This is a genomic window from Pseudomaricurvus sp., assembly GCF_965662505.1.
Taxonomy (GTDB): Bacteria; Pseudomonadota; Gammaproteobacteria; order Pseudomonadales; family Cellvibrionaceae; genus Pseudomaricurvus.
The window spans coordinates 1-13,381 of record NZ_CBFIHX010000097.1; the positions used below are offsets into that span (position 1 = coordinate 1).

13 protein-coding genes are annotated in these 13,381 nt (G+C 53.3%); 8 read left to right on the plus strand and 5 right to left on the minus strand.

Annotated features, from left to right (window positions below):
- The 3 genes from ACTG33_RS12810 to ACTG33_RS12820 all read right to left on the minus strand — a co-directional run.
- Nucleotides 1–808 (minus strand): metallophosphoesterase family protein (locus ACTG33_RS12810; RefSeq protein ID WP_439135617.1); only part of this gene is annotated, 808 nt, incomplete at its 3' end.
- Entirely contained in the window at nucleotides 798–2,222 is a 1,425-nt protein-coding gene (locus tag ACTG33_RS12815) for a hypothetical protein (RefSeq protein ID WP_439135618.1), read from the minus strand. The genes ACTG33_RS12810 and ACTG33_RS12815, both read right to left, overlap by 11 nt.
- Nucleotides 2,223–2,401: 179 nt before the next feature.
- A complete protein-coding gene (locus tag ACTG33_RS12820; protein ID WP_439135619.1) occupies nucleotides 2,402–4,324 on the minus strand; it encodes an acetyl-CoA hydrolase/transferase C-terminal domain-containing protein in 1,923 nt (640 codons plus the stop codon).
- 255 nt (nucleotides 4,325–4,579) lie between these two features.
- Between ACTG33_RS12820 and ACTG33_RS12825 the strand changes: the two genes are divergently transcribed.
- From ACTG33_RS12825 to ACTG33_RS12835, 3 genes are all read left to right on the plus strand, one after another.
- A complete protein-coding gene (locus tag ACTG33_RS12825) occupies nucleotides 4,580–4,906 on the plus strand; it encodes a dodecin (RefSeq protein ID WP_439135620.1) in 327 nt (108 codons plus the stop codon).
- A gap of 66 nt (nucleotides 4,907–4,972) precedes the next feature.
- On the plus strand, nucleotides 4,973–5,197 hold the full coding sequence (locus tag ACTG33_RS12830; RefSeq protein ID WP_439135621.1) for a ChaB family protein: 225 nt from the start codon (nucleotides 4,973–4,975) through the stop codon (nucleotides 5,195–5,197).
- A gap of 208 nt (nucleotides 5,198–5,405) precedes the next feature.
- Nucleotides 5,406–6,176, plus strand: coding sequence for a substrate-binding periplasmic protein (locus tag ACTG33_RS12835; RefSeq protein WP_439135622.1), 771 nt, complete (start codon nucleotides 5,406–5,408; stop codon nucleotides 6,174–6,176).
- A gap of 108 nt (nucleotides 6,177–6,284) precedes the next feature.
- Here the strand turns inward: ACTG33_RS12835 and ACTG33_RS12840 are convergent, their stop codons facing one another.
- Nucleotides 6,285–7,370: a Gfo/Idh/MocA family oxidoreductase gene (locus ACTG33_RS12840; RefSeq protein WP_439135623.1), complete on the minus strand. Its 1,086-nt coding sequence runs from the start codon at nucleotides 7,368–7,370 to the stop codon at nucleotides 6,285–6,287.
- A gap of 130 nt (nucleotides 7,371–7,500) precedes the next feature.
- Entirely contained in the window at nucleotides 7,501–9,210 is a 1,710-nt protein-coding gene (gene leuA / locus ACTG33_RS12845; protein ID WP_439135629.1) for a 2-isopropylmalate synthase, read from the minus strand.
- A gap of 343 nt (nucleotides 9,211–9,553) precedes the next feature.
- On the opposite strand from leuA, the gene ACTG33_RS12850 reads away from it, so the two are divergent.
- The 5 genes from ACTG33_RS12850 to ACTG33_RS12870 form a co-directional block, all read left to right on the plus strand.
- Nucleotides 9,554–10,033, plus strand: coding sequence for an Lrp/AsnC family transcriptional regulator (locus ACTG33_RS12850; RefSeq protein WP_439135624.1), 480 nt, complete (start codon nucleotides 9,554–9,556; stop codon nucleotides 10,031–10,033).
- Nucleotides 10,034–10,133: 100 nt separating this feature from the next.
- A complete protein-coding gene (locus ACTG33_RS12855) occupies nucleotides 10,134–10,475 on the plus strand; it encodes a YciI family protein (protein ID WP_439135625.1) in 342 nt (113 codons plus the stop codon).
- Nucleotides 10,476–10,530: 55 nt separating this feature from the next.
- Entirely contained in the window at nucleotides 10,531–11,781 is a 1,251-nt protein-coding gene (locus tag ACTG33_RS12860; protein WP_439135626.1) for an RNA polymerase sigma factor, read from the plus strand.
- Entirely contained in the window at nucleotides 11,781–12,050 is a 270-nt protein-coding gene (locus ACTG33_RS12865; protein ID WP_439135627.1) for a MoaD/ThiS family protein, read from the plus strand. Before ACTG33_RS12860 ends, ACTG33_RS12865 begins: the two co-directional genes overlap by 1 nt.
- Before the next feature lie 351 nt (nucleotides 12,051–12,401).
- Nucleotides 12,402–13,381 (plus strand): WD40/YVTN/BNR-like repeat-containing protein (locus tag ACTG33_RS12870; RefSeq protein WP_439135628.1); only part of this gene is annotated, 980 nt, incomplete at its 3' end.

Sequence of the window (13,381 nt, forward strand, 5' to 3'; positions counted from 1 at the left end):
GACAGGACATTCCCACCAGATAGAGGTCATCTTTGTAGCCAGGATAGAAAGCGTGATGGTGTCCACTGAGATAGAGATCGACCTTGTGATCCCGCAACATTTTTTCCAGTTCACGATCACCGCTGTAGCCATTTTCTCTGCCTTGAGCCAGAGGCCATAGTGGGACATGGCTGAAGACGATGCGATGAGAGTAACGTTTGCCATAGGCCGACAGAATGTTGTAAAGCCAGTTTTTTTGATCCTCTGACAGATCACCGGTAGTTGTTACATCCAGCCCCACAAACAGGACGCCTTTCTTTTCAAAGGCGTAGTAATAGGGGTAGTGTTTATCATCCAGAAAAGTCAGCGCCGGACGATGCCGGATCCATTGCTCTCCATAAATACGTCGTTCGTGCTCAAATCCAGCGTAGGCGGATCCATCGTGGTTGCCAGCCGTCACGGCCAGTGGAAGTTTTGCCTTCAGTAGTGGCGTGGTGACGTGACGATGAAAGCCTCGCCACATGGCGTGGACTTGCTTGTCGCTCAGGTGCGGGACTTTTTGTCCGGCCACCATGTCGCCGGTACTGATCACCAGATCGGGCTTTAACTGGATAAGGTTTTCGATAGCGCGATCAACCGTCGCTGAATATTGAGTGGAACCGTAGCTGCTGTTCATGTCTGAAATAACGGCTATACGCAGAGGTTTCTCTGAGGTGGGAGTGTCCTTGGCGGCGTGAGTGCCGGCACTGTGGATAGTCAGGCAAGACAAAATCAGTGCGCACAATAGCAGAGTGGTTCTCCGCATTGGGTGGCCTTCATCAGAATTCATGCGTCTCTCCACAGGCTATCTTCTGCTCCGATGAGTTGCCTGTGCGGAAAAACGTGTCCGGATCCAGATCGAATCGCAGTTTGCCTGCCTCACAAGTTGACCGGATAATGGCCGCGGCGTCATGAATGGCTTGTACGGTTCGATTAAATTGTGCGGTGGTGAGTCCAAACGTGTTTTTCAAGTGCAGGAACAGCGGCCCCTGTTCTTTCAGGTCTTTGTCGAGACTCATCAGACGAGTATAGGTTTTGGGGTTGTAGTGACGTATTTTTTCCAGCATTTGTGTACGCTTGGTGAAATTGGCGTACAGCCTTTTGACTCCCGCATCGTTATCGTTGAGCCAGGTGCGGCGAAGCCGTGTGGCGTCTGACTCATTGGGCTTGTGTTCGGAGTACATCACCTGATCGTTCTCAATCCAGTGCCAGTAGTTGACGTAATCGATGTTGCCAATACGATCCTGTTGTCGAAATATGTAATCCAGTAGTGTGATCTCCGTCAAATCTTGCATCCAGTAAGCGATTTGTTCATCGCTGAAACCCTTGGACATGGCTTTCTTGAGTGTGGGGTCTTTGGTTGCTTTCGCACGGCCTTCTTGGATTGCTTCGGCCAGCGGTTTGTCGCTTCTCAGTGCTTGAAAGGGAGCTGTTTTTTGAAAGTCCCGGTTTTGGCCTTCACCCCATCCAGATCGGCGGGAGCTGTTGACCTCGGCGTGGTAGCGCTTGCCTTTGATGTGCAGCATGACGCCGTAGATCTGTGAGCGATCCGCGGTAAATAATTCACTGGTTTCCGCGTAGGATTCCGGGTCCTGTTCGGCCCGATCGAGCACTTGCCAGGCGGCATGATTCATTTTTAAAGAAGATTTTTCGGCCGAGTGCTGCAGGCCTTTGTGTGTCACTCTCTGAGCATGTGCTTTTCGATCCATGCTGCGCCACACGGCAACCGGTACATGAATTCCAGCATCAAGGTAGCGTGACATGTGGTAGTAAAGCAGCGACGACTGGGAGAAAGATCCGCTGGTGTGCTTGCCGTTCATTGTGACCTTAAAGCTGGCCGGGGGGCCGTCCGCTTTCGAGGTCACGATATGCCCCTGCGGACAGACCTCCTGCTCGAACGCGGCCTGCTTCTGCTGGTAGGGGCCATCCGACAGCTCATAGATAAAGGTACCCGGGCTGGTGCTGACCAGCTTGGGGCAAAGAGCCACATTGGTGTCATAAAAATCGAGTTTACACAGGGCGCTGGCCTGAGCCTGCTGTTCTTCCGGGTAGTGGGCTCCGGGCATGGGTGACAAGACGACACAGCGTTCTTGCACACGATTCGGACTGGTATACACGGTTTCTGTCCCGGATACCTGGTCAGTTGCCTGTGCGGTTCCCATGGTCATCAGCATAGGCAGAATCAGGAGTTTAGCGTGTCTCACACTTTCACCTCTGGCGCGGCATTTAAGGTTATTGGGGGTGCTCAGGTCGGTGTTGGGTATTCTGATCAACCGCCAGATGGCAGGCGTAATGAAAGGATAGCACCCGCCTGTGTTCCGGCAAGTGCGTCTGGCTCACGATGAGTCAGTCGGGGAGATGGCAGGAGCGACGGTAAGCGAGACTATAGAAGAAACTGCAGCGGCCGCGACGATTCTGTTTTTTGCAGAGCGCCAATGACCAATAACTGCAAGAACAGGTCTTTGGGGGTGCGTGTCTGATCTAGCTGCATTCTGTGCAATTCTGCGGCATAGCGTTTGCGGCCACTTTTTCGGTGCCGCCAGCCGGAAAGGATAAACGGAAGAAGTTGCTTGGGGGATGCGCCTTCCTGCTTGATCGCAACCAGTGCCACGGAAATGCGCATTTCTTCCTGGTTAAAGTCCGACCCTAGAGGGAAGTGAGGGAAGTTCGGTGCCAGTCCTGATTCCTCAAAAGCCTCGGTAATGGTGTCGGGATAGTTGTGGGTAAAAGCTTCCGGAATCCGGTAGTCACTCTCCAGCTTGCCAGCGCTTTTAGCGGCGCTCATTAATTCATCCTGAAATCGCGAGTCGGCGATGTTTAGCGTCTGCACAATCACATCCCGATCGGACAGGCCGCGTAGGTCGGCTGCGCCGTATTCAGTGACGATAATATCCCGCAGGTGTTTGGGAATAGTTGCGTGTGGATAATCCCAGACAATATTGGATGAGGTTTTGCCATTTTTGGTGCGCGTGCTGTGCAGGCAGATAATGGAGCGGCCATCCTCCAGCTCTTGTGCCTGGGCAACGAAGTTATACTGGCCACCGACACCACCGACGACTTGATAGTCATTGATTGCATCAGAAATCACTGCACCGGTGAGTGTGACCATCATGCCGCTGTTGATGTAGCGGGCATGTCGACGCTGTTCTCGCTTTAGATGTTCGTCACCGTAGAGGTGATTGGTGAAACTCACGGGGCACATGTCCAGCCCATTTCGGGACTCCGAATCCAGTTCGCGCAGTTGCTGATAAAAATTCAGTGAACCCAGATAAAATCCGGCGTGACAATATTGCCCTCCAGGTGCGACTTTTCGTTTTAGGATGTCTTGCTGTCTTAGAAAAATCAGTCCTTCAACCAGCATTTCTGTATTGGCGTAGAGGCCTTGAGCGAACGGACTGGTTTCATGGGGGATGTTCGCGCGCAGAGTCTGCGAGTGATGTTCGGAAAGTCTGCTCAACAACGTTTGATACAGCTCAGGTTTGTGATGACGAAGCGCGAGCAGATAGGCAATGCTGTCGCCTACCGAACCGATGCCAATTTGCAGGGTGCCTCCATCTTTGATCATTGACGTCACATGGGTAGCAATCGCGTAATCACTGAGGGCAACGGGAGCCAGTGGTGTGGGAAACAGTGGGAAGTCTGGAGTGGTGTCGACGATATGATCAAAGAAATCACAGGGGACCTCGGCGGAGCCTGTCATATACGGCAGTTGCGAATTGATCTGTGCAACTTTGAAAATAGTCTGTTCTTTTTCTTGAGCGCGGTTGATCAGTTCTTCAGTCAGATCCGGATTGCAGCTGAGGCTGAAGAGCGGTTTGTCTTCGGGGTTGGGCGATACCAGCTGTGCTATTACATTGGCACCAAGATCGAGAATATCCCGGCACACATGAGTGTAATTACTGCTCAGATAATTTTGTTGCGCGACCTCATTGCCCAGCAGACTTCCTGGATTCAGGAAAAATTCGGACACCTTAATGTTGTCTGGCAGTTTTCCCTGACGGCGGGCAACGGCATAGAGCAATTCAGGGTAGTGGCTATACAGCCGTTCAATCACCGGCTGTAAAAAACGCTGGACAAGGTCATTGCCGGCAGCGGGAGCCTCCAGTGTCAAGGCGGTGACAATATGCAGACTGATGTCGGGATCTTCTGTGGCTCGCAAAAACAGCGCGTTGGCCACATGGTTGGCTTTCCCAAGGCCCAGGGGCAAGGCAAGCACAATATTTCTCCCCACGGTCTGGATGATGTGATCGACGCAGTTATTCAGTTCCGTTGTCTGTTGCAAAACCTTGTCAGATTGTCGTTGCATAAGGGTGGTGTCTGTCCCTGTTGAATGAGTGCCAGATAAAGAGGTTCAGGTGTCTTCTGTTCGTACACTGTGTCTGCTGTTTGTACACTATAGGCAAGTATGTTGAGGACGTAAAATCAGACGACTTATCTTTGCAAATCAGACAAAACGCCTGTGGATCTTGTAGTTTTTACACGTCAATCCTGCATTATCTGGATCGGGCATCGGTAGGGTGTAATCGTGAAACACGACTATAGTTAAGGTTGAGCGTTAGCGATGAAGCCGGTGCGTTTTTTATGGGATGTTGGGACAATAATTGCAGGTTTCAGGCTGACAGAGATAAAAGCACATATTTATCTTCCATTTTTACAGATAGAGAGGTTGTTCATGTCTGATCATCATACTTACAAAAAGATAGAAATTGTTGGTTCCTCAAAAGACGGTGTCGATCAAGCGATTAAGAATGCCATTGCTGAGTGTGGAAAGTCGGTTAAAAACATGGAGTGGTTTGAAGTCGAAAGTGTCAGAGGGCATCTCGTCGGCGCCGAAGTGGGCCATTATCAGGTGACATTGAAAGTGGGCTTCCGCATTGAGGCAAGCTGAGATTTTAATTCATTGGTCGAAAGCTCTCATTGACTAAAACCGAACGTTCAGTTTCTGGAGGTTCTGATGCCATATGAGTCATTGTCCGATCTCCCGGACTCGGTGAGGAACGTGTTGCCAAAGCACGCGCAGGAAATTTTTCAGGCGGCATTCAATAGCGCTTGGAATGAGTACAAAGACCCTGGCGATCGTCGAGGGAATGACACCCGCGAAGAAGTGTCTTTTAAAGTTGCCTGGGCCGCGGTTAAGACGAAGTACACATCGGATGGAGATCATTGGGTTAAGCGTTAATGGAAAGCATGGAGGAAAATTGCTGGGCATGCAGCTCAATGATATTTTTGCCATGATCCCCAAATCACTGCACGACTAGGTTCATTCAGTTTCAGCATTCTATACAACCCGGTAAACGGGTAGAGTGTGATATGGATGGAGTTATATGGAATGTAGCGATATGGAATCTTGCAATTGAGACTGAAAACTCTGTGTGTGGATAACTGATATGAAGCAATGGCTGTTTGCAGGTTTGTGGCTGATGTGGTCGGGTGTATGCTCGGCAGAGACACTGGTGATCTATGGTGATGACCATAATCCCCCTAAGATCTCTGTAACATCCGCCGGATCTGCGAACGGCATTTTGGTCGATATGATGGAGCGTGTAGGTGAGCGCATCGGCCAGACCTTCGAGTTCCGCTTGCTGCCCTGGAAGCGTGCCTATCATGAAGCTGTGGTTCAGGGGGCGGGACTGATACTTGGCGTGTCTTGGTCAACAGCCCGAGAGTCGATGCTTGATTACAGTGAGCCACTGTTTACCGACCGGTTAATGCTGTTTGTACGGCAGGGAGAGCGCTTTGATTATCAGGGTGTCTCCAGCCTGAGAGGAAAGCGGGTCGGGGTTAAGTTGGGCGTGTTTTACGGGGAAGACCTGGAGCGGCAAGTTGCGCGCAGGGAGTTGCAAGTGGCTGTTGCGCCGACTCAGAAGCATCTACTTCGCATGCTGTTACAGCAACGTATCGATGTGGCCATCATCGGCCCGGAAGCGACCACTGGCTGGAATCTAATTGATGCCGATCCTGTATTGCAGGCGCGCAAGCAAGAAATCAGTGTGTTAGCGGAACCCTTTCAGATGGACGTGAACTATCTGGGACTGCCAAAAAATCTGGATATGACGCAACAGAAACGAGAAGATTTACTCGAAGCCATCAATCAGGCTTTGTCAGACCTGCGCGCCGATGGGACTATGCAGGAGATTGTTACGCATCATGGTTTGTAGTGGAGGCTGGCGCGCCTTGGTCAGATCCTGTCAATACCGTGTTTTCCTGTATCCTGCTGATGCGTGACAGGGTTTAACTGGGTATGACAGGGTTTAACTGAAGCAAGGCTACTGGGGCGTTGGCTCCATCTTGACCAGGGCACCGATGGAAGACGATCTTTGCGCTGCCTCGACAATGGCTAGCATACTGACAGAATCCCGAGGGTCGACGGGCGCAGGGGTGTGGTTTCGGATGGCGTTCGCGATCTGCTCGTAGTACGACAAATATTGACCTTGATCGTTATCAAAAACACTTTGGTCTTCACCGGTATGGAGACTGCCCTGTGTGATTTCCAAATTGTCTGTCCAGCTGGATTGATCCGGCCGGGCACCAGATTTTAGCGCATCTTCCTGCCCGTCCAGGCCGTGACTGCAGTAACCCGCCTGACTGCCCAATACTCGAAAACGGAGTCCCGCGTGAGGCGCAACACTGCTCATCCACAGGTGGCTGCGTACACCATTGCAGTGGGTCAGGGCGACAAAGGAATCGTCGTCGACCTGAGAGTTGGGATAGCGTTCGTTCAGTTCAGCGTAGACGGATTCCACCGGGCCGAACAGGGTCAGTGCCTGATCGATCAGGTGGCTGCCAAGATCAAACAGCACGCCGCCGGCTTCTTCCGGAGCGGCGGATTGGCGCCAGCCAGATCTGGGTTCCAGTCGCCAGCGCTCAAAACGGGACTCAAAGCGACGCACGTCGCCAAGCTTTCCCGCGTCACGCAGTCGCTGCAGTGTGAGGAAATCGCCGTCCCAGCGACGGTTTTGGAACACGCTCAAAAATAGCCCCAGACGTTCCGCTGTTTCGATGACGTCTTTTGCGTCTTTGGCGGTTGCCGCCAGCGGTTTATCCACAATCACACCGAGTCCGGCATTGAGAGCTTCCAGTGCCAGTGGTTTGTGGGTGCTGTTGGGCGAGGCAATGACCACCAGATCCAGCGTCGCTGCAGCTTGCCAGAGTGCCTGGGCAGAAGGGTAGATCGTCGTCTGCGGATAGGCTTTCTGTGCCGCGGCGGCTCGTTCCGGATTGCCGGTAACGATAGCCGTGAGTTGCAAGCCTTGGGCGGCATCGATCAGAGGGGCGTGAAAGAAGGCTCCGGCCGGGCCGTAACCGATCAGTCCGACCCGGATATCAGCGTTTGGGTTTGATTGTGTGGCCATGTGCCCCTCTCTTGTCTGACGTTATTGAGGAAAGCATCTTACAACAGTCCACAACACTCAATACAACAGCTAATACAAAACTCAATACAAACAGCTAATGCAACAAGCAAGAGAGGAGAGAGGCTTGAGATCAGATCGCAGCGAGTTTGCTGGGTTGAGCGATCTTCACGTCACTGCGTGACAGTGCGTTCAGAACCGCCTGCAGGGAAGCGCCGACAATGTCCTCGCTCTTGCCCGCAGCGCAGTAGCGGCTGCCGTTGATGCTCAGCTGAACGTAGGTAATGGCTTCCGCCTGCTCGTCCTGTCCCAGGGTATGTTCGCTGTAATCGATCAGCACCATATCGCTGTCGGTGTTGTCTGACAGGCCACTGACAAATGCGTCCAGTACGCCCTTACCTTTGCCGTCGATGGTGATATCGCCCGCGTCGGTGGTAATGATCACGCTCAGTTCATCAGCCTCGTGAGAGCGGCTCAGGTTGTAGGTATCAATACGGTTGTGATTGATCAGATAGGTGCTGTTGAAGGTGTCGAAAATCTGCTCCGGCGCCACTTCGCTTTCGCTGTCTTCCGCACGCTTTTGTACGTGAGCGCTGAAGTCCACCTGCAACCAGCGAGGCATCTGAATGCCGTAGTCCTGTTCCATCACATAGGCGATACCGCCTTTGCCGGACTGGCTGTTGATGCGGATGACCTGCTGATAGTTGCGGCCCAAATCACGCGGATCAATCGGTAGGTAGGCCACATTCCAGTGCGCTTCAGGATCGTCTTTACGCTTCTGGGCATCAACGGTCATGCACTTGTTGATGGCGTCCTGATGGCTACCGGAGAAAGCGGCAAAAACCAGCTCGCCCGCGTAGGCATGGCGTGGGTGTACGGCTAACTGAGTGCAGCTTTCCACGGTGGCAATGATACGGTCCATATTCGACAAATCCAGTTCGGGATCAATGCCCTGGCTGTAGAGGTTCATGGCTGCCGTCACCACATCCATATTACCGGTGCGCTCACCGTTGCCCAGCAGAGTGCCTTCTATGCGGTCGGCGCCGGCCAGAATACCCAATTCAGCCGCGGCCACACCGCATCCGCGGTCGTTGTGGGTGTGCAAACTGATGATCAGCGAGTCGCGACGGGCGATGGTGTCGCACACAGTTTCAATCTGATCAGCGTAGACGTTGGGTGTCGACACCTCGACCGTGGCCGGCAGGTTTATGATCACCTTGTTGTCCGGTGTGGGTTGCCAAACTTCGGTGACGGCATCACAGACTTCCACGGCGTAATCAATCTCGGTGCCGGTAAAGCTCTCGGGGGAGTACTGAAACTGCCAGTTGGTGTCCGGCTGTTGTTCGGCAAAATCCCGAACCCATTGGGCGCCCTGCACGGCAATGTTTTTGATCTCCTTGCGGCTTAACTTAAACACCTGCTCACGCTGCACGGTAGAGGTGGAATTGTACAAGTGCACAATGGCGTTGCGGGCGCCTTTCAATGCTTCAAAACTTCGGGCAATCAGGGGTTCGCGGGCCTGAGTCAGCACCTGAATGGTGACATCGTCCGGGATCAATTGCTCTTCAATCAGCTGGCGGACAAAATCAAAGTCCGGTTGTGAGGCCGCAGGGAAGCCCACTTCAATTTCTTTAAAGCCCACATCCACCAGCAACTTGAAAATCTCCAGCTTCTGGTTTGGCGTCATAGGTTCCATCAGCGCCTGATTACCATCGCGCAGGTCAACGCTGCACCAGGCAGGCGCGGTTTCTATAACCTGATTGGGCCAGCGACGGTCAGTCTTCTGAACGGGCGCAAAGGGACGGTATTTTTTGTGGTTGAAGTTGGGATTGAACGGCTGCATGTCCTGCCTCTTGCTGAATGATCTCTGAGCGGTCTGTGGGCGAATGCCTTTAACACTTTGTTGTAATGGATATGACATGGAAAAGAGCGGCGGGCGGTGAACGCGGATGGCGTTCGCGGTGACTCGGGTGGAGTCTGTAGGGTTTGGCCTGGATAAGGCCAATGGCTGCGAGTCTGCCTTGTGAGTGACTCGCCCCGCGCTGGAATGCTCTTCGATGGTGGATACTATAGGCCTTTCAGGGGAGTGAATGGTTGCAAATTCATCCAATATGGTGGTGTTTGTTGCATCTATTGGCTATTAATGGCTTTATTGTGAGTGATATTAACTCGTTAAGAGGTTTCCCGTGGCAACTGTCGTTAATTTAGACCGCATTGATAGGCGAATCCTGCAGGAAATGCAGCGCAATGGCCGTATTAGCAATCTGGAACTGGCGGACAAGGTGGGGCTCTCGCCCACCCCGTGTTCCCGAAGGGTCAAGCGGCTGGAGGAGAGTGGTCTCATTGATCGCCATGTCACCCTGCTCAAGCCCAAGGCTCTGGGGCTGAATTTGACCGCCATGGTGGGGATTTCTATGGATCGTCACACTCCGGATCGGTTTGAGGCGTTTGAGCGGGCGGTGAATGACATGCCGGAGGTGATGGAATGCTTGATTGTCACCGGTCAGTCGGCGGATTTCCTGCTCAAGGTAGTGGTCAGGGATATGGAGCACTATGAGGCTTTTCTGTTAGGGCAACTGACCAAGCTGGAAGGGGTCACCGGAGTACATTCCAGCTTTGTGCTGCGGGAAGTGGTTAAGAAAACCGAGCTGCCGCTGGAGTATTAAAAAGAACGGGCAGGGTTGTTGAAATTTATTCAACGTTGTCGATTTCGTCTGTTGTCACACGACTACCCAACACATTCCCAACGAATTGAGGGCGTCATTCATGAAATACCTGTGCCTGGTGTACGGCGAGGCAGATCATTTTTCCGGCAATAGCGGCTGTCCTGACGACGCGGCATATCGAGCCTATGCTGGCTTGTTGGCAGAGGGTGGACGGCTGCTTGCCGGTGAGCTTCTGACGGGTGATTATAGCGCCACGACCGTGCAGGTTCGTCAGGGTAAGGTGGCGGTGATAGACGCTACAAAGTCAGAACAAGCCGCGCCTTTGGCGGGTTTTTTTCTGGTGACGGCGAGAGATTTAAACGAAGCCATTCATTTGGCGTCCGGTATTCCTCTGGCAGGAGTAGGCTGTGTTGAGATTCGCCCGGTCAGGGTTACACTTTAGCGCATACCTTAAATAAGAGACGTCTTCGAAAAGGACGTTTTCACTGGGTGTCCTCATGCCGTCAATCTCCATCCCACATATCATCGATGATGTATATCGCACCGAATCCCGTCGCATACTGGCAACGCTGATTCGTCTGCTGAATGGCAATTTCGATCTTGCGGAAGAAGCGCTGCACGACGCATTTATGGCTGCGCTGAGTCAGTGGTCGAAAGATGGCGTGCCCGATAACCCTCGTGCCTGGTTGGTGACCGCCGGGCGCTTTAAAGCCATTGATCGGTTGCGTAAGCGCACCCGCTTTGATGCGGCTCTGGGATCGATGGTTGAGGAATTAACTCTTGAGGCCCATACGCAAAATGATATTTCCGATGAAGAGATTGAAGACGACAGCTTACGCCTGATATTTACCTGTTGCCATCCGGAGCTCTCGGCAGAGGCCCGCACGGCGCTGACGTTGCGGGAAGTGTGTGGTCTGACCACGGAAGAAATTGCCGCTGCTTTTCTCGTGACGCCAACCACGTTGGCGCAGCGTATAGTGCGCGCTAAAAACAAAATCCGTGACGCAGCTATTCCCTATGAAGTTCCCGCGCCGGCAGAGCTGCCCGAACGGCTGGATTCCGTTCTGCAAGTGATCTATCTGGTTTTTAATGAAGGCTACTCAGCCTCGACTGGCGACACGGTGACACGGCATGACCTGTCTTCTGAAGCCATTCGCCTGGGGCGTCTTTTGCTCAGTCTGTTACCCGACGCAGAAGTGATGGGATTGCTGGCGTTGATGTTACTGCACGATTCCCGCCGACTGGCTCGGACGGCGCCCTCCGGCGATCTGATTCTTCTGGATGAACAGGATCGCAATTTGTGGGATCGCGGGCAGATTGAAGAGGGTTGTTCGCTGGTGGTGAAGGCGTTGGGTACGCGCCGGTTTGGTCCCTACAGTTTACAGGCGGCCATCGCTGCGGTGCATGCCGAAGCCCCTGCCTCTGAACAAACGGACTGGTCCGAAGTGGTGGGCTTGTACGATGTGCTGTTGCGGGTCAGCCCTTCACCGGTGGTCGAGCTGAATCGCGCGGTGGCGATCGCTATGCGTGACGGGCCGCAAGCCGGGTTGGTTTTAATCGAAGGCATTCTGCAGCGCGGCAAACTGACCGATTACCATCTGGCCTATGCGGCGCAGGCGGATTTGTACCGCCGGTTGGATCAGCGTGTCGCAGCGGGTGAGGCATATCAGCGAGCTTATGATCTGGCACAACAAGAGCCCGAACGGCGTTTTTTACAAAACCGCCTGACGCAACTGGAGAAGATCTAATGGCAACCGTTGTGTGTACGCCACGATTGCGCGATGTGGGCCCGACCCAGCCAGAGCCGTTTGACGCCGACACGGTTGATCTTCTGTTGCAGGCCATGACCACGGCTTACCCGCGCCTGGCGGATTATCTGCTGGACGATCAGCATCGCTTGCGTCCTCATATTGCGATTTTTGTCGCGGGGCAGATGGTGCCTCGTGAACAGGCGTTACAACACCCTCTGAAGGACAGCGAGGAGGTTTACATCATGCAGGCATTGTCTGGAGGTTAAGGTCCGGCGGTTAACGTCAGTCCCAGGGTTTAAAGGGCAGCAGGGTTTAGAGAGAGTAACAGGGGTTAGAGAGAGTAACAGGAGTTAGAGAAGGCAACAGGGTTTAGAGAGCAGAAATAAGAAAACAGACATAACCGGAGGTTAGTCAGTTTGATGATAAACCCTTTGGTGCTTGAAAAAGGTTGAATACGTCATTGCGAACGAAGTGAAGCAATCCATGTTCGGCACTCACGTACGTACATCGTGCTAATAATGGATTGCCGCGTGGCCTAAAGCCCCTACTGTTGGCGCCTATCGCTCCTCGCAATGACCAATCCACTGTATCAGCAGTCTGCATAACCGGAGGTTAGTATGCATCAGCGTTTGTTTGTTGCCACCCGCAAAGGTTTACTGGATTTGCGCCGCAGCGATGGGGATTGGCAAATTGCTAATCGGGCCTTTGTGGGTGAGCCGGTGTCCATGGTGTGGCAGGGACAGGGGGTAATACTGGCGGCTTTAAATCTGGGGCACTTTGGCACCAAATTGCACCGATCTACAGACGATGGCAACAGCTGGCAGGAAGTGGCGGTGCCTTCCTACCCTGCAGAAAAAGAGCGTTCAGAGGAGACCGCTGAAGACAGTGGCCCGAGTCTGCAAATGATCTGGAGTCTGGAAGCCGACCATCGCGGACACCTGTGGGCGGGTACGCTGCCTGGCGGCCTGTTTGTCAGTCGGGATTGGGGTGACAGTTGGAAGCTCAATGATGCTCTCTGGAACCAGCCCAGTCGCAGTGAGTGGTTTGGCGGAGGTTACGACGCTCCGGGCATTCATTCTATTTGTATCGATCCGCGCAATCCCGACTGGCTGACAGTGGGCATTTCCTGCGGCGGTGTTTGGCAAAGCCGTGACGGTGGTTGCAGTTGGCAGCCGATGACTCGTGGCATGCGGGCTGAATATGTGCCTCCAGAGCAGCAGGACAATCCGGCGATTCAGGATCCGCACCGGCTGGTGCAGTGTCCGGGCGCACCAGATCACTTCTGGGTACAGCATCACAACGGCATTTTTTACAGCCAAGACAACTGCGCCACCTGGCAGGAAATCACCGCTCGCCCTTCCTCGTTCGGTTTTGCCGTGGCGGTGCATCCAGAGCAGCCCCGGCGAGCCTGGTTTGTTCCTGCTATCAAGGATGAATTTCGCTATCCGGTGGGTGGCAAGTTGGTGGTGACCCGTACCGATGATGGCGGCGAACATTTTGAGAGTCTGGACAAAGGATTACCTGATGAGGAAAGTTTCGATCTGGTGTATCGGCACGGGCTTGCGATCGATGTCGATGGTCACTCCTTGGCGATGGC